Annotated in this window: 16 protein-coding genes; 5 read left to right on the top strand and 11 right to left on the bottom strand. The window is 40.9% G+C overall.

The genetic code is table 11. The features are described from left to right. Positions 1-83 precede the first annotated feature (83 nt). The 6 genes from ACRQQK_RS17185 to ACRQQK_RS17210 form a co-directional block, all read right to left on the bottom strand. The gene (locus ACRQQK_RS17185; protein ID WP_457513423.1) at positions 84-914 is read right to left on the bottom strand and encodes a carbohydrate ABC transporter permease; all 831 of its coding nucleotides are present in this window, start codon (positions 912-914) and stop codon (positions 84-86) included. Continuing rightward, the gene (locus ACRQQK_RS17190) at positions 914-1,888 is read right to left on the bottom strand and encodes a carbohydrate ABC transporter permease (protein WP_457513425.1); all 975 of its coding nucleotides are present in this window, start codon (positions 1,886-1,888) and stop codon (positions 914-916) included. The genes ACRQQK_RS17185 and ACRQQK_RS17190 overlap by 1 nt, the downstream gene beginning before the upstream one ends. 65 nt (positions 1,889-1,953) lie before the next feature. Beyond that, on the bottom strand, positions 1,954-3,195 hold the full coding sequence (locus ACRQQK_RS17195; protein WP_457513427.1) for an ABC transporter substrate-binding protein: 1,242 nt from the start codon (positions 3,193-3,195) through the stop codon (positions 1,954-1,956). A gap of 9 nt (positions 3,196-3,204) precedes the next feature. Beyond that, positions 3,205-4,263, bottom strand: a complete 1,059-nt coding sequence (locus ACRQQK_RS17200) for an ABC transporter ATP-binding protein (RefSeq protein ID WP_457513428.1) — start codon at positions 4,261-4,263, stop codon at positions 3,205-3,207. A 244-nt stretch (positions 4,264-4,507) separates the two neighbouring features. Continuing rightward, complete coding sequence (locus ACRQQK_RS17205) at positions 4,508-5,593, bottom strand: helix-turn-helix domain-containing protein (RefSeq protein WP_457513430.1); 1,086 nt, start codon at positions 5,591-5,593, stop codon at positions 4,508-4,510. Positions 5,594-5,655: 62 nt separating this feature from the next. Then, positions 5,656-6,732: an ABC transporter ATP-binding protein gene (locus ACRQQK_RS17210; RefSeq protein ID WP_457513432.1), complete on the bottom strand. Its 1,077-nt coding sequence runs from the start codon at positions 6,730-6,732 to the stop codon at positions 5,656-5,658. Between the two features lie 624 nt (positions 6,733-7,356). Here ACRQQK_RS17210 and ACRQQK_RS17215 point away from each other — a divergent pair. The 5 genes from ACRQQK_RS17215 to ACRQQK_RS17235 all read left to right on the top strand — a co-directional run bounded on the left by ACRQQK_RS17215 (position 7,357) and on the right by ACRQQK_RS17235 (position 10,738). Beyond that, a complete protein-coding gene (locus tag ACRQQK_RS17215) occupies positions 7,357-7,851 on the top strand; it encodes an NUDIX domain-containing protein (RefSeq protein ID WP_457513434.1) in 495 nt (164 codons plus the stop codon). Between the two features lie 99 nt (positions 7,852-7,950). Beyond that, complete coding sequence (locus tag ACRQQK_RS17220) at positions 7,951-8,244, top strand: YhdT family protein (RefSeq protein ID WP_457513436.1); 294 nt, start codon at positions 7,951-7,953, stop codon at positions 8,242-8,244. Then, a complete protein-coding gene (gene panF, locus ACRQQK_RS17225; RefSeq protein ID WP_457513438.1) occupies positions 8,237-9,709 on the top strand; it encodes a sodium/pantothenate symporter in 1,473 nt (490 codons plus the stop codon). The genes ACRQQK_RS17220 and panF overlap by 8 nt, the downstream gene beginning before the upstream one ends. A 68-nt stretch (positions 9,710-9,777) precedes the next feature. Further along, a complete protein-coding gene (locus ACRQQK_RS17230) occupies positions 9,778-10,260 on the top strand; it encodes a hypothetical protein (protein ID WP_457513439.1) in 483 nt (160 codons plus the stop codon). 46 nt (positions 10,261-10,306) lie between these two features. Further along, positions 10,307-10,738 (top strand): hypothetical protein, encoded by a 432-nt coding sequence (locus tag ACRQQK_RS17235; protein WP_457513441.1) that lies wholly within the window; start codon positions 10,307-10,309, stop codon positions 10,736-10,738. 418 nt (positions 10,739-11,156) lie between these two features. Here the strand turns inward: ACRQQK_RS17235 and ACRQQK_RS17240 are convergent, their stop codons facing one another. The 5 genes from ACRQQK_RS17240 to ACRQQK_RS17260 form a co-directional block, all read right to left on the bottom strand. Beyond that, positions 11,157-11,729, bottom strand: coding sequence for a condensin complex protein MksE (locus ACRQQK_RS17240; RefSeq protein ID WP_457513443.1), 573 nt, complete (start codon positions 11,727-11,729; stop codon positions 11,157-11,159). Continuing rightward, positions 11,726-13,135, bottom strand: coding sequence for a hypothetical protein (locus ACRQQK_RS17245; RefSeq protein ID WP_457513445.1), 1,410 nt, complete (start codon positions 13,133-13,135; stop codon positions 11,726-11,728). The genes ACRQQK_RS17240 and ACRQQK_RS17245 overlap by 4 nt, the downstream gene beginning before the upstream one ends. Further along, on the bottom strand, positions 13,128-16,070 hold the full coding sequence (locus ACRQQK_RS17250) for a hypothetical protein (protein WP_457513446.1): 2,943 nt from the start codon (positions 16,068-16,070) through the stop codon (positions 13,128-13,130). Before ACRQQK_RS17250 ends, ACRQQK_RS17245 begins: the two co-directional genes overlap by 8 nt. 8 nt (positions 16,071-16,078) lie before the next feature. Continuing rightward, the gene (locus ACRQQK_RS17255) at positions 16,079-16,849 is read right to left on the bottom strand and encodes a Wadjet anti-phage system protein JetD domain-containing protein (RefSeq protein ID WP_457513448.1); all 771 of its coding nucleotides are present in this window, start codon (positions 16,847-16,849) and stop codon (positions 16,079-16,081) included. A 106-nt stretch (positions 16,850-16,955) separates the two neighbouring features. After that, positions 16,956-21,008 carry a helicase-related protein gene (locus ACRQQK_RS17260; RefSeq protein WP_457513450.1) on the bottom strand — a complete coding sequence of 1,351 codons (4,053 nt, stop codon included), beginning with the start codon at positions 21,006-21,008 and terminating at the stop codon, positions 16,956-16,958. Between the last annotated feature and the right edge of the window lie 17 nt (positions 21,009-21,025).

The raw sequence follows: 21,025 nt of genomic DNA on the forward strand, positions 1-21,025 counted from the left end.
ATTTTCCTTGAGAAGTATCAAGTGGAATAAAAAGAGAGCTGCTCAAATCGGGGGTCGATAGTGATAAAAGCAGCTCTGGAAAATTAGCCCTTAACCGCGCCTGAAGTTAATCCGTCGATTAAACGACGCGAGGCAATAACAAATAGGAACAACAATGGCAGAACAGCGATACTTGCGCCTATAGACACGGCACCCCATGGTACTTGTCCGGTACCTTGTAGCGCACGAAGTGCTAGAGGTACGGTGAACATTTTCATATCGTTCATTACAACCAGCGGTCCCATAAAGTTGTTCCAAGTACCAATGAAGGTAATCAGACCTAAAGTACCAAATGCTGGCAGAATCAAAGGCACGATAATGCGGTAGTAGATTTTGAACTCACGACATCCGTCCATGCGAGCCGCCTCAACAAGCTCTTTCGGAATGGAACTAGAGATGAACTGACGCATCATAAAGATACCCATTGCCCCACAAGCTGCAGGAACAATCAGTGCCTTGGGATCATTCATCCAGCCCAACTGCGACATCACCATTGCCGTAGGTATCATGCCGAGAAATGGTGGAATCAACATAGTCCCCATGATCATGACAAACAACGTGTTTTTAAAGCGAAACTCAAACATAGAGAATGCATAACCAGCCAGTGAACAAAACAACAAATTCAATGCTGTCACCACTATGGCAATAAACAAGCTCAAAGCAAGGTTGTGCCAAAAGTAAGGCAGAAAATCTATGAGCGTGTTGAAGTTCGTCACCAAGTAATCACCAAACGTAATCGGTGGCGGCACAGATAGAATGCCGGTATTGGAATGCGATGAGAAAATAAACATAAAGTAAAATGGTGCCAACATGATAATCGCACCGATAAACACGGTGATATAAGCTATCAGCTTATCTTTTCCCATTGATTTCATTAGTCGTTTCTCCCACCTAATAGTTTGCTATTGAGCCACGTTAAACCGGCAATGATCATAAATAGAATCCAGGAAATTGCAGACGCAGTACCAAAGTCGCTCTCTACAAAGGCAGTAATGTACATGTGCATAGCCGCAGTTTTGCCCGCTTGCTCGATACCACCAGTACCACCAGTAATAATGAACGGTTCTTCAAACAGTTGGAGGTTACCTATGATGGTGAGAGTAACAGCAAAGAACGCCATTGGTTTTAGCATTGGAAGTGTGATATGCCAGAATTGCTGGTATCGGTTTGCACCGTCGATAGTCGCTGCTTCATAAAGATCTTTCGGGATCGTTTGTAATGCAGAAAGATAAAGCACGGTATTCCAACCTACGAAACGCCAAAATACGACAAACGAAATCATATCTTTGGTATAAGCAGGACGGGACCAGTCAATGTTCTCCGTTGGGAACAACCACGCCAGAACTTTTATATCTGCAATTGTAAAATTCCCCAACGAAGTAAGCACTTGGTTAATCATGCCGTAGTCACGAGAGAACAGAGTGGTAAACACAAGTGAAATCGCCACTGTTGAAGTAATGTACGGTACAAAGTAGATGCCAATGACCGTGTTTCTCATTCGTGAAAAACTAGTATGAATAAAGTATGCCAGCGGCAAAGCCACTGCATGCTGAGGAATCCCCGATTTCAACGCAATAATAAAGGTGTTGTAAATGGAAGATTGGAACCATTCATCCTCAAGTGCGAATACATAGTTTTCTACCCCAACCCATTCCATTGAAGCCAATCCAGCTGCTGGCTCCCAATAGTGAAAGGAGAGGTATAAAGAGAAAAGAAGCGGGAATAGGCCAAATACGCCGAAAATGATAAAGAAAGGGCTGACATAAAGATATGGCGCTATTTTGTTTCCTTTCCTTAGCCAGAAGTTTCTGCGTCTGGTGGCATTAAGTGGACGTGTCATTGTTGTCATAGGATTATTTCCAAAATTGCTACATGACGCGGGGCTACCAACGTAGCCCCGGTTCTAACGATGAATTAACGACGACGAGCACGGCGTTTAATTTGTTTCTCTGCATCTGCCAATACTTGGTCAATATTGGCATCTTTCTCTAAAACTTTTTCCAGAGCATCATTCACCACCTGACGCGCAACTTCATCGTAACGGTCAACGGTCAATGCAGGAATGTGTTTGGTTGTTTCACGCCAAATTAGACGAGCCTTTTGATCACCTAAGTATGGTATTTCTTGGTTAAAGAAATCATCGTTGTGTGTGGAAACCAACACAGGGAACGCATTAATTTCTTTAAAGCCAGCTAGCTGAATTTCTTTGTCAGTCGCCATGAACTCGATGAATTTCCAAGCCTCTGCTTTGTGCTCTGCTTTTTTAGGGATCGCGTAGAATGAACCACCCCAGCTCGCCATAGCACCATCTGGAAGTTGAGAAGTACGCCATAGACCAGTCGCATCCGGAGCAATCCAACCTTGCAGGTGACCTCCTAGCCAAGCCCCCATCATCTGAACAGATACCGTTCCACGGCGTAGACTTTCCGTCCATTCGTTTGACCAAGCGGCCACTTTCGCGTCGATACCCGCATCACGGGCCTTCTTCGCTAAACGGAACGCTTCTTTAAAACGTTCGGAGTTAACGAGGATATTTTGGTCTTTATCGAAATAGATGCCTTCACCTTCTTTAAGGTTTGAACGAATAACAATGTCTTTAATATCTACCGCGTTAGCGATCAGATAGTTACCCGTTTTCTCTTTAACCTTAATACCCGCTTTGATAAAAGAGTCCCAATCTTTTAGTAGCTCTTCTTCTGTAACACCAGACGCTTCTAAAATGTCTTTACGATAAAAGGTTGCACCCGGACCGATGTCCGCAGGAATTGCTGAAAGAACACCGTCAGAATTGGTTGCTTGCGCAACAGAGTAAGGTACCAATTTGTCTGTAAATGCACCGGCTCCATAAGGCGACATATCATCCAGACCGCCGCTCTCAATAAACTGCCCCACATAGCTGTATTCAATGCCCATGACATCTGGAAGGTTCGCGCCAGTTGCGAGTGCCGTTGTCATCGCATTGTGATGGTCCGCATAAGCGAGCGTAACAACTTTAACCTTGATATCAGGGTATTTTTTTTCAAACATTGGTACCGCAATTTCTGCCACTTGGTTGAAATTGGGGAAAGAAGCAACCGTAATCTCAGTTGGTGCAGCAAACGCTGACACTGAAAAAACAGACGCTGCTATAGCAGAAGCAATGATGTTCTTTTTCATGATTTTTCCTTATTGGATTATGACCTTGTCGTTTTTATCAAACACATGAACCTTGTTTTTATCGAAATAGAGTTCAAATTTGTCGTGAATCTTGTCGTCGGTGTATGGGACTTCCGCAATGATCCTCTTATTGCCAAATGAACATTCGATATGCTTTACCGCTCCCATCAACTCCACCTGTCTCAGTTGAACGCTAATAGAAGCAAGGTTTTCAACCTCAATGTTGATTGGAGTCAGATGGAAATCTTGAGCACGAATACCGACAGATAATGGTTTAACGTCACCTACCCGATCGATCGTTGATTGGAAAAGAAATGGCTGAACCGCATCCCCGAGGTTTTCCAATATGTTCATCTCTGGAGCACCGATAAACTTGGCAACAAATTTACTATTTGGATGGTTATAGATTTCTTTTGGCGAACCAATCTGTTCTATAACACCGTTATTTAGAATGGCGATACGGTCAGCTAAAGTCATAGCTTCGATTTGATCATGAGTGACATATACCACAGTGGTTTTTGTACGTTCGTGTAACAGTTTGATCTCTGAACGCATCTGACCACGAAGCTTTGCGTCTAAGTTAGAAAGTGGTTCGTCAAATAAGAATACGTCCGGACTGCGAACCATTGCGCGTCCCATTGCAACGCGTTGACGTTGGCCGCCTGAAAGTTCTTTAGGTTTTCGAGACAACAGCGGCGTAAGCTCCAAAACTTCAGCGATTTCCTCAACCATGCGCATACGCTTTACTTTATCGAAACCCAAGTTTTCGAGTGCAAAAGCCATGTTCTCTCCCACAGTCATATGTGGGTAAAGCGCATAACTCTGGAACACCATTGCGATATTGCGCTCAATCGGGTGAAGTTCATTGACGACTTCATTTTCAATGCAGATCTCGCCGTCTGTTATATCCTCTAGGCCAGCCAACATGCGCAGCGTTGTTGACTTGCCACAACCTGATGGTCCCAATAAGACAATAAACTCTCCATGTTGAATATTAAGATTGATACCTTTAACAACCTCTGTATCACCATAGTTCTTAATCAAGTTTCGAAATTGAACTGATGCCATGTCCCCACCAAAATATGTAATTAATAACTTTCTTAACAACATATTATTCAGCTCACCAATAGTCACAATTACCAATATTTGAGTTTGTAATTACGATATTTTCTATTTGTGATTAATGTCTTCAGATAGGGTATTCCACGAAACTGTTTCATGGTTTTTTCTTAAAAATCATCAGCTGTTTATGGCGTGCATCACATAAAAAAACCAAGTAATAATACTTGGTTTTTTTGAATTTTATTGCCCTCTACTCCAATGATATTTCCCGATACTCAAGCGGTGTATAACCAAAGCTTTTTCGGTAAAGTTGATTAAGGTAATTTTGTCCTAAGTAGCCGCATTGCCTCGCTATGCTATCTACCGATAAAGAGGTTTCCCTGAGTAACTGCTTTGACTTCTCTAAGCGTAGATTTGATAGGTACTGATGGACCGTCTCACCTTTAAACTCAAGAAACTTATTGTCTAGCGTTTTTCTAGAAACCTTACAATAATCAGATATTTGTGCGACACGAATATTGCGACTGTAATGCTTATGGATATAGACCAGAGCATTATTTACCAGACTATCCGACTCAATCGCTGACTTAGCCGAACTGTCGACATAAAGCTGCTTAGCTTTATAGCTTAACTGTTTACTTGAAGGGCGAGGATTAAGCAGAAGTTCAATACACTCTCTTCCTAGTTGCTTAGGATTTAGATCTATAGAACTAATTGGAATTGGCGAAATATCTCGCTCTAACTCATCATAATCCGTTCCAATAATTGATACTTTATCAGGTACGGGAATATTGTTTTCTATACAGTAACGTATAAATTTTCTGGCTGATCGGTCTGTGGTGCAAAATACACCGACTCTATTTTCTGAGGTTGTAATGGCTTCGATGGCATTGGAGTAATAACAACACCCCAATTTTAGTGCGAGTGATGAAAAGCTATTTTTTCTCTCCATAGCCCAAGACTGGTAATAATCACTCAAATCAGAATAAACAGAAACATTGCGAATTTCATCATTAATAAAGTATCCCAATGCGATATCAGCAACATATTGGTTGTCGTTGTAAATACACAATATTCCATCTGGAGGGTTTGTCACTTTAGCATTAGAAAAAATGAGCTTCTTACCTGACAACTGAGAAATGATTTCATCACAGCCACGCTTATCAAAATCAGCAATTACGTAGTGCCACTTTCTAGATAACAAATAGGTAGCATTCTCTATTGAATCTATATGAATATTGATATTCATATTTAATTCATCGAGCTTAGACTTTACTCCTTTCAATAGCTCACGATCATAGTGAATCATGGTATCGATAAGCAGTAACAACTCCATACGAACCTCTTGAAATTAAATAAGGTTGCCAAAAAAGTTTAAACCTTAAGCAACCTTATCACTTAAATAATATGACCTGATTGATTGAAGACATGACAGCGGTTTGGATCAAAAAATAAATTTATTGACGTCTTTCCATCCAAATCAAAATCCGCTTCAACTTCTGCAATTAATTTCTGCTGTGCCATTGCTGCATTAATTTGTTGTGTGCTACCAAGTAATTCGCTGTTCGTTATAGAAACATTCAGAGCGATACTGCCTTCATTTTGGTTGGCATGAATATCTGTTGGACGAATACCCAAAGTTACGTTTTTTCCATCCATAGCGTCGTCGAAAGACTTACCCAAATCGACTTTTTGATCACCCAATACAACATGCCAGCTATTCGAATCACGTTGCAACTTACCTTCCATCAAGTTCATCGTAGGAGTTCCAATGAAACTCGCGACGAATTGACTCGCGGGTTTGTGGTAAACCTCGTAAGGTGTACCAACCTGCTCAATTTCACCATCGCGCAGAATAACGACTCGGTCTGCAAGTGTCATAGCTTCAACTTGATCATGGGTAACATAAACTGTTGTTTTTGAATACTTGTTATGCAAGCTCTTGATTTCTCGACGCATTGAATTTCGTAGTTTAGCGTCCAAGTTTGATAGCGGTTCATCAAACAAGAACACATTAGGCGTACGAACCATAGCTCTACCCATCGCTACTCGTTGACGCTGACCACCAGAAAGCGCTCTCGGCTTACGCTTTAACAACGGAGTAAGCTGTAGCATTTCAGCAACTCGGTTAACCTCTTTCTCGATCTCAACCTTCTTTTTGCCTTCCATTTTTAGTGAGAAACCGATGTTTTCAGCAACAGTCATATGTGGATAAAGAGCGTAGCTCTGGAATACCATCGCAATATTGCGTTCTTTGGGATTAAGATCATTCACCACGATACCATCAATGAGAATCTCACCAGAGCTGATCTCCTCTAGGCCAGATAACATACGTAGAGTGGTCGATTTCCCGCAGCCCGAAGGGCCTAAAAACACAACAAATTCACCGCTCGCAATTTCCAAGTTAATATCCTTAACGATATGCGTATCGCCAGAATAAACCTTGTTCACATTCTTAAAGGTTACTGAAGACATTCTTAATCCCAATATGATTTCTAACATTAACAATCATTCTTGCCATGTTAAATTTTTTCGCCAATTACCTTTTTTCTTAATCGAGTTTTTATATTTCACGATTGAGCCTTAGATCACGCATAAAAAGACAACTCGTTGATATATCGGTTTGATGGACGCCCAAAAACACACAATTATCACACGTTATTTAAATATAAAAATACCGAATTAAACCTAGTCAAATAATAAAAGCGCTATTCTACGCAGTCATTTCATCTGTCTAGGTTAGTAACTAAAGAATGGGATTTTAAAATCAGTATTTAATGCTATAAGGGGGAAAAATCGTAAAAGTTCTAAAATAAGTATTTTAGACGCGCACTTTCAGTTGTCTTATCACCTCAGGCATAGTTATATACCATTTTTATAACAGTACAAGTCACTTTCTGTTATGTTCTAAGCGCTAACGTCTGTATCTACTCTCTTTAAACATCTTCAGTAAGATAGGCTTATCTGGACATCAATGACGATCATGGTCCATTTTCACTGCTACCAAATGTTGTAACACCAAAAGCTAGGTTAAAACTTCTCAACTGCACTGTAGACAGTTCGTCAAACATGGATACTTCGCCAAAAAGACACAAAACTATGAAAGAGAAATTTTGTAAAGATTGCGGCCACTCACTCACTGAAAAGGACTGCACCAATGAAGGAATCGTTCCTTTTTGTAACCACTGTAATCAATATCGTTTCCCAGCATTTAACACTGCTATCAGCGCTATCATTTTGAACCCTGATCAAACTCAAATAGTGCTGATACAGCAGTATGGCCGCAAAGACAATATTCTGGTTGCCGGATATGTAGCTCAGGGAGACAACCTTGAATCAACACTAATAAGAGAAATCCAAGAAGAATTGGGGTTATCAATCCAATGCTACCGTTTCATGAGTAGTGAATACCACCAAGTCTCAAACACACTGATGTGTAACTACCTTTGCACAGCCAATTCTGAAAATCTGTCCGGCACCAACCATGAAATTGATCATGCTGCATGGTTTACATTCGAAGAGGCGGTTCGTTGCGTGAAAAGAGACAGTCTTGCACAAACATTCCTCCACAGAGCTATAGAGTCACTTAAATAGGTTAAATCAGTTTACATTGCCTTTCCTTGCCAATACTCTTCTGCTGAGTCGTTTTTAGAGTAGATAGCCTACAACAATAGATTGGCTAAACTGTGAGTTATGAAATCAGATAAGCAAAGACATTCAGCTTTAGATCGCCAAGCCAAACGAGAAGCCCTATGGGCAATACTTCTCGCTTTCGGTTATTTCGTCTGGTGGTACTGTAGCGCCTACATTTTTTCAGCTCCACAAGGTAAACAACAACTACCCCAACTTTATTGGGGCATGCCGTTATGGTTTTTGTTGTCCTGCGTTCTGGGGCCGATCATATTCACCGCGCTTTGTGCGCTAATGGTTAAGTACCTATATAAGGATGTTGACCTCAATAGTTATAACGATGACCAACATGAATAGTCAGCTTATTTTCCCTTTGTTCATTTATCTGATCGCCGTTTTCGCATTGGCTTTCCTGACTCAGCGTTATCAAAAGGCTGGAAATTTTCTTACTGAATACTTTGTTGGCAGCCGAAGTATGGGAGGATTTGTTCTCGCCATGACCCTTGCGGCAACCTATGCCAGTGCCAGCAGCTTTATTGGTGGACCTGGAGCCGCATATAAAATGGGGCTTGGTTGGGTACTACTGGCTATGATTCAATTGCCAGCAACTTGGCTTACTTTAGGCGTACTCGGTAAGAAATTCGCAATAGAAGCCAGACGCCACAACGCACTCACAATAAATGATATGCTTTATGCCCGCTATAAGAGCCGTAAAGTAGTGATTTTCTCTTCACTTGCACTGCTTCTGGCTTTCTTCGGAACTATGGTGGTGCAATTTGTGGGCGGTGCTAGACTTCTGCAAACCGTTTTAGGGATTAGCTATCAGAATGGGTTAATAATATTTGCGTGTACGGTCGGAATATACACCACTATCGGTGGTTTCCGAGCAGTGGTAATGACCGACACCATTCAAGGGGTAATGATGGTTATTGGTACTGTCATTCTACTGGTTGGTGTAATTCACGCTGGAGGAAGTCTCGAAAGTCTGGTCACAAAGCTTCACGATATCGATCCGGCACTGGTCTCACCATATGGGCCAGATCATTTCCTTAGCCAGCCATTTATTTTGAGCTTTTGGGTTCTCGTCTGTTTTGGTGTTATCGGACTACCTCAAGCTGCCGTAAGATGCATGTCTTACAAAGACAGTACATCGTTACATAAAGGTATGGTGATTAGCACTGTCATGATTGGCCTATTGATGTTTGGAACCCACCTGACAGGCGCTTTGGGAAGAGCACTCGTACCGGAAGTCGCCAGCCCTGATCAAATTATGCCAACACTAATGATGACTGTTCTTCCACCTATGCTTGCTGGCGTTTTTCTTGCCGGCCCTATGGCAGCCATTATGTCGACCATTGATTCACAGTTGATACAGGCTTCTTCAACCCTGCTTAAGGATCTCTATATCAACTACATTAATCCTCAAATCGTTAAAGAAAATAATGCCGACCGTAAGTTAAGTAGAATTTCCCTTTGGACTACAGGTATCTTCGCCAGCTTAGTCTTTGTCGCAGCAACAAATCCGCCTGACATGATTATCTGGTTAAACCTCGTTGCTCTTGGAGGTTTACAAGCAGTATTTTTGTGGCCTTTAGTATTCGGATTATATTGGTCTAAATCATCCGCATTTGGCGCGTTATCTTCGATGGTCATTGGGCTTGGGGTTTACATTAGCTTAATTATGATCAAACCGGATATGGCCGGCGTTCATCCCATCGTACCTACGATGATTACTGGACTGTGTGCATTTGTTATTGGCAGCTTCGTTAAACCTCGAAAAGACGTAAAACATTCATCAATGCCAATCAATGAACAGAGCTAATTTGTTTGAAAGCATGGTTCTTTAAAAGCATAGTTGTTTTAAAGCATAGGCGAGATGGAAAATTTGAAATGGCAAAGCACGCAATAAAATGCAGTTGGTACTGGGAAATTGCTGCTTTTGCCGGACACGAAACACCTAAAGTCACATTTGAACATTACTTTCATCTTAGTGACTTGCTCTCATCAAAATTGGTAGAAAATGAACAATCCTCTATTTCTCGAACGCATGCGGAAAAACTCAGCCTATCAACAAGACGGGATTTCCAAAAACTCAACAAATTAAAGCACACAGTAACATATATTGATTGCTATTCGTTTGTACTATCATCGCTAGATTGTGTTGAGATAAAACCAGATCTCACTACTTTATCGACGATGGCTCCATTGAAACTCCCAGTACAAAAACTTATCAATCTCAATATTTGTTATCAAACGATAGAAGCTATCTCGTTGGGCGAAAACATTAAAGACATCAGTTATCGTTACTGTCTTGAACAGACAGACATTAACAAATGGCTACTACTTAAAATCTCTAACTACAAATACCAATAATAAGCAGTCTTCAAGACACTTTTCATCTCAGCGAGAAAAAGCTTTATTGCCAGGGAAATTAAAAAATCAAAAAGAGTTGAAATATGTTGACGGAATAATCGAGAAACTACGTATTGAATACAAAGACGAAGAGAAAAGACATTCAATACAACAGATGATCATTTACTGCCTTACTCACACCTCAGTAAGTAAATCCGGTGTTACTTTTAACTCTCCTGAAATGTTACGGCAGTTTATCGAGACATTTCACTTCGCCATTCCTCTTGCACACTGGAGAGCGGTAAAACTCTACATAAACAACAGTACGCTAAAGTCACAATGGCAAGAATCCTTGAAAGGAGTGAAAACTGTCGAAGAAAAAAGAGGCTCACTAAAAGGTAGAACAGTGAAAGGTTCTATTCGCCTTGAACTGGTAAGTCCTATCGAATCCGAATATTTAAAAAAAGGCACAATGAAAAATATTCAACTCATTTATTAGTATATTTAATGTACATGACCTATGTGATGATAAACAATCCTTCATAGAAACTGTTTACCTGTAGTGGTCAACAAATTCCGGACACGGATTTAAGCCGATTTTCAGTATTTACTGGAGACAGCCCATCATTTGCTTGATGATGCTGTTGCTGATTGTAGTAGTCCATCAGATCATAGCTGATGGATTAGTGGAACCATTTTCTATGACCAGCTCTACAGCTGCTTTCATTACATGAGCGGATTTGTTGCGTAATTCCAATGGAAAGCGAAGATTTCTAAAATTGAGCAATTATTAAACAACTCACTGAGTTTTGGGCATACCTAGCCCCGTAAGTTTGTTCTGCTTGCTTTGCTTCCATTCGCTTATAGTTTCCACATCAATCCCAAAAGTGATTGAACCACGATTAATTAGGGCTTTGTTACTGGTATTGCTGCTCAGAATACTTTTCTACATGACGATTTAAAAAGTGCATCCCAGCAGAACTTAGTACATAGTGTCTGTCACCACATTGATAGAGAAAATTGCGATCTGCCAGATAACTAATCGCTTTATCCCATGTTTCAATACCAAGCGCCTGGCGAATATCGTTGTAATTCGCCTGTTCAGCAATTTCATCGAGAGCAGTACGTCCTAACCCAATAACAGGAGTAGCCAAATCGTCGAGGTCATAGCCTTTATCGACCCAGTAACGAGAGATAATCAACAGCATCGCCTGAATCTTGGTGGCATTAACATCCGCGTCTTCTTCATCATCACTACGACTGATATAGAAGAACTCGCCTTCAACATTGAAGTTCAGGGCATATCCAATATGTAGATATAGCTGGGTGAAATGCTCCAGATGATTATAGATTTCTGTATACAGTGGGCTGTCTAGGAACTGCTGTTGATGGATATCGTATACCTGTTTAGTGAGCACCCTACCGTTAACAAAAGTGGCATATATCTGTTGGCTTCTCGCCATGTTTATTTGTGAAAAAGCCGTTGTCATTGCTCCACTCTCTCCGTTCGTATTTTACGGTATAAATAGACCATCTCATCTTGAGATACGCGGTTACGATAATTAGTCGTGTTAATTACGTGTCCATCCAACAAAGCGTCGTTACGCATTACAAAATTAATACCTTCTAACAAGTCGATAAATCGATACCCTTCGAGGTTGTCTTTTAATCTACGGTGCAACGCCAAAGTAAGATCCAGATACTCTGCCATCTGCATCTTCTTTATCAGCTTATATATCTGTTCGGCACGCTGCAGGCGTAATTGGGTAGAATCATCTTTCGAACTAGCTAATTTCACATATCGGTTCTGCTGTAATAAATTTTGGTCGGCAACTCTGGCTTCAATATCACTGACGACATTATTCAAATACGCTTCTGAACTACTAATACGTAACACTTTTGGCCTTGCTTGCTGCATCAAACCTAAAAATGCTCCGTTGTTACGTGCAAATTCTCCATCAATCAGACTACGCTTGAGATTATAACGAGTCGCTTCTAACGCTTTGGTCAGTTCCCCAAACGCAGATTCAATAGCATTAAACTGTTTAAGACGCTTTTTCGAACGAGCTAAAAACTGGTCAACCGAATGTGAAACCTTACTGATCTGGTTATGAAAACTATTAAAGCTCACCTCATATCTCAGCATCGCCATTGCTCGTTGGTGATCCTGATGGAACTCAAACCTCTCCCGTAACTTTTGTAGACATTCAAATAAGTTTGGCCCGTCATTCAATCTACTTTTCTCATCAAGAAATTGTCTGGTAGGTAAAATATGACGTGAAAGCAAATGAGAAATCTTGCTGATAGATTCTCTCTGAAGTATGGAAAATGACTGAGGATTATCCGCTTTTGTCGCCAGCTCACTGGCTTCGCTCAGTTCCTGGTTGATCGTCTGCATTTTTACCAAGTTAAGACGTATTTTATTCAGCAATTCACTAAGGCGGTGAAACAGCTCATCCATCAGCTCTTTGTAATCCAGATCTTCATCGCTGAACAACATGGAACCTGAGTGAATTTGTTCCAACAACAAACGTATTCCGCCCAATTGAGTCTTTAGTGCCACATCTGTCAGGTCCTGAAACAGGCTTTTGTCAAACAGACGAAACAAGCCTATGACAGAACGATCGAAGATCAATCGGCTCTCACCACCGAACTCATCTTTATCCACTAAGATATGAGCCGCGAGCATATTATCTGTTGAAAATGCGGTTCGTAGTTGCTGGCGTTTTTCCCTGCTTTGATCCTGCATATAACGATGTAACCGAGCAACAAACCGAGCTTCACGAACATAGGGCTCACCGTTGCTATCCATCTCGCGAATAACGTCCCTCATGATTGAGTGATGCTCAAGCATGATGGAAAATGTTGGGATCGTCAGCAGCCTTTGCTCACTCATCGGCATCTCCAAACATATCCAGTTGTTCTCTGTCCATCGCACTGCCCTTCACAACAAAACTATCAGGCATACCGGTGAAAGCGATAGTGCGTGCTGGATGATAAGGTGTAGCCGTTCTCATGGCATCTAACCTGAAATGCTGACCAAACTTAAAAATGATCTCACTTGACGCAGAATTCGTTGAAGCACTGAGCACTCTAAAGCCAGCTTGCTTAAGACTTGGTAGTAACCAATCAAACTGAGAGCTGTCAACGGATGCGCCTTCATCAATAATCAGGGGGAATTGGGTTGTACACGCTTTATTTCTTAAACGACCAAGTAAAATCTCCACCAGCTTAAGATTTATCAGCATAATGGTTGAAGTTGATTGCGACTTACTCTCCCAGCTATTTTGTCCCTGCTTTTTCACCCGATACGCAATACCTGCCACAATCTGTTCCATAGTCAGTAACGCAGCTTTCCCATCCGGGAAGAACTTCTGACTGAACGCTTTTAACCGTTCTATAAACTGATCAGAAGCTTTTTGGTCTGAGTGAGTGTCTAAATGTTCGATTTCCCCGACTAAATCACTAAAACGGGCTTCGACCTTAATTGACGCTTCGACCTGAGTTAAATCATTAATAGAGACTCCGGCAAATGCCCGGTTAATACTCTGCTCAAACTGACGAACCATCTCCCGGTTATTTTTCAACTCGTTAATAATGCTATGAATCGAATGTTTATGCTCAACGAAGTTTTTACGCAGAATATCAAACTCCCCCTCCAAACCCTGATAACGGGATTGAAGCTGTTCAAACGCATGAGTTAACAGTTCATCATCAACAAACGAACGCATTAATTGATCATCATTCTCCAGAACCTGATTTCGGACGAAGTCCTGAAGTCGATTAACAATATCTGTTCTGGCAGAACGCTTTTTTTGCAAGTTACCAATCAACTGATGCAAATTGTCTTCGTTCAGCAGTAACGATGGATTGGGCATCACTGTAAAATTACTGGACGCTAAACCATTGGCTTCCAATTGAGCTTTTGCTGAAACTAAACACTGGTTTAAATTGCCAAGCTGAGATTTCATCTCACTCACTTTATCTGTCTGCTCATCGTGCTTTTGTCTTTCCAGAGTCAACAGTTCATTTTGAGTATCGAGTTTCTTAACCAGCTCTTGTTGCTTGTTTTCAACTTCTTCAAGCTCCTGATTTAGAGTCTGTAACTGCTGAGAGTTACTATTCGATGCCAAGAGCAATTCTATTTCAGATCTAGTTCGACCAATTTCAGTTTTTAACGCTGTAATATTTTTAACTTGTTCAAAACGATTCTCTTTATCCATGGCCGTGATTTCTGCCGCTTTTTTACGCTTTCTATCCAGAACCGCAAGTACCTTAGCTAAGCGGATTTGATCTGATTCTCTTGTATCCAGAGATATCGCATCAAGTTGGACACCAAACAGTTGATAGCGACCACTATCATCTAAAGTTATAAGATCGGTAAAAGCACTGATTGCCTGATCTTCAGCAGAAGACAACACCCTACCAAGATTAGATTCCGCAACATCCATATTCAGAGCGGCCAATTTCAACCACACAGGTTCAGCTAATTGGTTAAACAATTTAAACTGCTGATTATCTACTGACGCCTGATAACGCTTTGCTATTCCCTCAAACTTTTCGATCTCCTGCTCAAGCGTCAGCAATTCTTGTTGACGCTGTTCTGCATTCTCTTTCAGTTCAAGTTCATGCTCTTTTTCCGCCAAATGCCCACGGTGACCCTCAATAATGATCTCTAAAGTATCGTCTTCATCATACTGATTAATCAGTAACTGCGTTTTTTGCACCAAATCATCAAACTTGCTCTGCTGCCGTAGCAAAGTGCGATGGTCACCTAGCAGAGTCTTCTGATCACTTTCTATTTGACGACATTCAGCAGCACTCGCACGAACACGCTTATCCAGTAATGCTAATTGGGTCTCTTCAATCCCAAACTCTTTACTTTGCTGATCAAATTTCGTTTGCGACATCATGGCAAATTGCATCAGCTCTTGTTCAGCATTCTTGTTTTTTGTTAACTCTTCATAACTTGCAGAAAGTTTTTCAAATTCAGGGCGAAGACTTTCGATATTTTTTAGCAAACGTTCACGCCGGGCTAGCGTATCGTTGTGTTCAATGAAAGCATCAATGTCGAAATTCAGTTCATCTTTACGCTCTTTTTTCTGAGTTTCAATAATATTCGCAACAGCAACACGAACGGTATCGGACCCTGTTTTCATATCAAACAGCAAACGAACTAAAGCACGGAAAGCATCAACATTGGCATCGTCGGTGGTACTAAGAGGAAAAAGACAAAACCGCATCGTATCAACATCGAGCAATTGGTTAGCGTAAATCACTTCTTTAATCGCGGACGAACGCACTAAGGTTTTAAAGTACTTATCTTCTCTCTTCAGGAACTCAGTGACTTTGGTTGGGCTTAATCCATCAACTCGCCCGCCGATACCATCTTCTCCAGCGTTGGCATCCCAGAACAGGTGGCGTATTTGCTCATAACGAAGCGAAGTAAACATACGACGATAATCGAGTTTATCGGTGTTTCCACGGTATAAAATCTGGCAGTGAGGCAAGCGCCCGCCCAAATAGTTGTCGCATTCAAGGATTAAGAAACTGCTGTTACTTGGAAAGTAGTGTTCAAAACTCTCGTCATCAGAGAAAAATTTGCCCTCTTTATCGGAGAAACCAAACTTTTTAGAGGAACTTTTGAAATTCTCTTCAGGAAGTAAAAACAGGCGAATGGCGTTAAGAAGTGATGTTTTACCGATATTACCCCCACCTATCAATATTCCTCCTTCTCTAAGGTCAATCTCAGCAATAGCCACACCTGCTGAGTCAACTGCAACTAAACGGGATATGCTGATAAGTAAATTATCGATTGCGTGATTATCCATTTCGATTCCTAATTTTCAACTGACAAGAAAGATTCCTGTTCTAAAAATGCACGTGTTTGATTCATTAACTTCGCTTCTTGTGTAAGCCCCAATTCCCGAGCAAGTTTTAAAGCCTTCGCTAAATGGTCTGAAGTTTTAGGTTTAAGATTAAATTTATCTCGATGCAACTCCCAATCAGGTGGAGACAACCACTGACACTGCGGCAATGCTTTCTTTAATGTTTGATAGATAGCTAAACCGCCCAAATCCAAATCTTGAGCGCAGTAAATAACATCATATTTCGAGAGAAATGGAAGATTAAGCTGATCGCAAATTTGATTACCGGCACCCAACAAAATATCGCAATTAGCTATTAAACCATGTTGCTCAATAGCTGCCAGAAACGCCTTATAACAATAAAAATTTTCAACGTTTTCGACAATCACTGCTTGCTTGCCACACAACTGCCCTTTTGTTTTAAAACCGCTAGCATCAGAAAGAACCACAAATGGAATACCAGATGAGCAATGCTGGTTCAAAACTAAAATGTGAGAAAAGCTAGTGGTGACATCATGAGAACGACCATACTTTGCTGCACTTACCCTGTCCTGCATAAACGGCTTATACAGAGCCTGATGCGCTTGTTCATCAATGATCGTTAGTTGATATCCGCCTCGTTTCCGTACAGCCTTGTAGACTTGTCGCCATTGCTGAGTATCGGAATACGGCAAACACGCAATAAAACAATCAAGGTTGATGGGTTTACCTTGTTCTATTTTAGTTAGGTATTGGTTGAGCATTGTTATCACTACTTTTATCTATTTGATATTAAATCAGTATCTTAGCTATTCAGTATAAGCCCCAAGTAAATAAATACTTGGGGCTCCAACTCATACTAAAACTTTTCTACCTAACCTGATAACTAATGTCAGTAGACCAAGCCTCGCTATTTTTAACCAGCAACTTATCCTCTATCGCTTGTAATGCTGCTAATTGCGGCCCAAGGTCGGAATTGAAATTATATTTAACTGTAGAGAACCTAGAGTTTTCCTCGCTGATCTGCCAATAGCCAACCCCTTGGTCAAACTTAAATCTAAGTTCTTTCCCTGAAGCTAAATTAAGTGTCAACAGCCTTCTATGAGCTATGTCGCTTCGTCTTTCATGGCAAATAACATGTGGTCTGATTGATGTCTTAAGTTCAATCCATGTTTTATACGCTTCAATAAACTCATCATGGTCTTGCCAGTCATGATGTAACAAACTGCCCATTGTTTGCTTTTCATGGTACAGAGTTTCGATCACCACCGAGTTTATCGACTGACTACCATTACAGATAAATGCTATCAACTGGGAGATCATCAGCATTGAAGATGGACTTTGAATATAGCGGTCACTGTACTTCACAGATTCAATTTGTTCCGAGGAAAGAAAATCCATCAGCTCTGGTTTAGATTCAAAAATAGTCTTCCAGAACGCAGAACCGAAACTATTTAACTTTCCGTTGAGCCCATCAACAACTTCTAATGAGTTATTCAGCGAAATGGATTGTTGACTATCATGACTTTCAAGACTTTCAAGACTTTCAAGACTTTCAAGACTTTCAAGAGAAATATTAATAACTTTAGCTTCTTGTAAAGGTTCTTCTTTAGATAAGATTACGATTCCGTCAGCACAATGCCAATCGACACCTGGACAAGTATTACGACGCTCAGAACAAGCAATAGTGATAACTTCTGCTTCATTCCTAAACTGAGCTGCTATTTGCGAATTCCTATTTGCGCCTACTGCTACCCGAGCTCCGAGTTTCTGAAGCGCCCAAAGTTCTTCCCTAGTATCTTGGTCTATCGCTTCTCTAGGCAGGAGAATTGTTACATCAAGATTATCTGAGGTTATATAAGTAATTAAAGCTCGTTTGAAATTAGGGTGTGTCAAATCCCACTCAGATTCATCTTCATTCAGCCAAACTGTTAAGTTTCGAGCTCCATGGTTTATTTGGTTTCTTATAACCGCTGATACTGATGCTGGTTGATATTGCCCACCAGTAAACTGCTTCAACTCTTCAGGAACAGAGTTAAACAACAAAAAGTCCGAACCTAACCAATCTCTAGCAGGCTCGCTATCAATCAAGTCAATATCGTGACGAGTATCTGAGTCCAACAGACAATCACTACACCCATTAACACATTTATCGCAGCTTAGATTTTTCACCATTTCGGTCAATAAACTTTGAATATGATAGTTAGCTGAACTAGCAAAGCCAGCGCCACCAGCAATAACGTCATAAATTTGAATAACCATCGCTGGAGCGCTCCCACCAACGATCGCAGGTCGAACAGAGTATCCAAGTTCAGAGGTGGCAATACCTAACTCTTTTGCTAACGCCGATCGGAGAGCAACAGCAAGCGTTGTCGCAATTACTCTACCGTCACTGTCATCTGAGATATATTCATTACGAACAGGATGTTTTAAGACCAGTTCAAATACATCTGTTTTTGAATGACAGCCCAGATGAATCCCTTTCATCAACGTTCCAGAACCATCACAATCGACTGTTTTATCACCATACTTATCTTTCTTTACAGCTTTAAGCGGCTGATGTGCTTTACTTGGATTTAACGCATTAGGGTAATCTCCATTCTTATCCAGTGATTCAGCTCGACCACAAGTCATGCAAAGCGCATAACCTTTGCCGTTTTCTCCAGATGTATGATTGAAAACCGTCCCCTCTGAAGTTGAAATCATGTACCCCATTTTTTCATTGGGCAAGCTAATTGGTTTTGCGTTACCCGTGGATACCCAGGCATCTTCCACAGGGATAAATTTCTGTGTTGAAATATCATTTGAAGGCGAATGATAAAAATCTGTCGCAAAGCCAGTTGGTTGCAAGACTTGCCTGATATGCTTCTGCTTAATCTGAGCACTACACTCAGGATTAGTACAAGTCTTATTTGATACAGAAGCTGACGTCTCGTAACCAGTTTGACCACAGCAATCACATCGCCATGCCAAATCAAATTTCTGAGCTTCATTTTTACCAACACCAGAGACATTATGCCAATGAAGCGCAACACCACCAGATCGGAACACACGGCCATCCAGCACAATTTCAGAACCAGGAGCGTACTCGCGAATCGCAACAGCTAAGTTACGGCTTGGCAGCCCTCGAAAGCGCGATACGTTGTCCTCTCGCTCATCTTTTTTCTGGTCTTTACCTTTTTTCTCTCGAATAAAATCTTCAATATTGTTGTTGTCAAAATTTACGACATCAGTAGGGAATCCGTAGCCAGGTAAGAAAGCTTTAGAAGCCAGTTCTCTTAATAAGTATTCTTTCCCAAGTCGATATTGTTCCACATTAAGCCTGTAAGCATATGGCGTGTCAGCCTCTGCTGTAGATAACTCACTTTCTAAATAGTTATATTCGCTAAACCATTTATCTTTCAAATCTTTGATAACGTCCAACGTACGTCCTCTAAGAACATGCGGTGGAATATCAGCAAGGACGGTACCTCTAACCAACGAAATAATATCGTTATCCCAACGTTGACTGTCACTCTGCAGCCAAGCCAGAAAATCATCAGATACTGAATTGGATTCAGGTAAGTAAAACCACTCCAAATTCAATGATGTTTTTTCTGTAGCTGTACGACCAACACAATGCCTCAAAAATACCGAAAGAAGTAACGAGTTGACGTGACGTTGTATTAAACGTTCTGAATTGAATGCCACATAAGGCGCAGGAATTTGTGTAACAAAAGGCCATTTAGGGCTATTAAATACTTGTTGGTCATGAGGATTTCCCTTGCATAACGTATATGAAATTGCTCTAGATTCCTTACTACGCCCCGCTCGACCAGCCCGCTGCAAGTAGTTAGCTGGATGTGGAGGTACGTTGTTCATTACAACCGCAGAAATGCCACCGATGTCGACCCCCATCTCCATTGTTGTTGAACAGTTCAGTACGTTTATTTTACCTGCCTTAAACATGTCTTCGTACTGATTTAAACGTTCTGAACTTTGCTGTGCAGAGTGCTCAGCGGTTCGATAATAAAACCCGCCTTCAACAGCCCTATCATTTATATCTGTCCAAAGGTTACGCGATCTCAACGCTGTTACTTTAGAATCATTTTCAACTTGTTTGCGTACGGAGCTTAGACCCTTTTGATAATCAAGCTGCTTAGCCTCTAGATGCCAAATACTAGGAAAATCGATTACTGTACATTGATATTTCTTAGCATCATCGACCTTACGAGGTAAATAAGGTGTGAATCCTTTAAAAGTTGTATCAATTAATTTATTCGTTACAGGACAAATAGAAACTTTATCTACAAACGAAAAAGTAATTTTAGCTCGCTCTAGTGCGAACTGATTATTATCTACTGAAAGGATGCGAGAATTATCTGTTAACTCATGCCAAGCTGCATCCAACCAACTATTGATAATATCTTTCCCATAAGCAGCATTAACATCAATGTTCGATGCGATAATCAGTAACTTAGCTAATCGATTATAATTTCCAGAACGAATCTGAGGCCATTTTTTAACACGACCTTCATCTTCCTCTTGAGAAAGTGGGTTTCGAAGAGTTTTAGATGCAAATTTGCTTCCGACCCATTTAAGCCAGCCACCTTCTTCCAAACGAAGATAGTTGTTTTCGCGAACAAAGAAATCCAGTGATACTTTTATAAAGTCACGCCAATCATCAAGCGTAAATCCATTATTTTCCCAATGTTCCGGACACTGTTTGATCTTTTCTAACCCTGTGTAACCCAACTTTACAAGTCCCTGGGTCTCTGAGTTATTCTGTCTTTTCGGTCTTCTAGCAAACTCCCTGAATAGAAGCATGTCAGCAAGTTTAGAGCTGCCATCAACCTGCTGATTAAAGATTTCAGGGGATAGATATTGATTGTAGAGAATCATAGCACCTTTAAAATCACTCTTTTTCGCTAGTGCAGTAACCATTTCATTCCAACTCATAG

Source organism: Vibrio sp. C8, assembly GCF_054051265.1.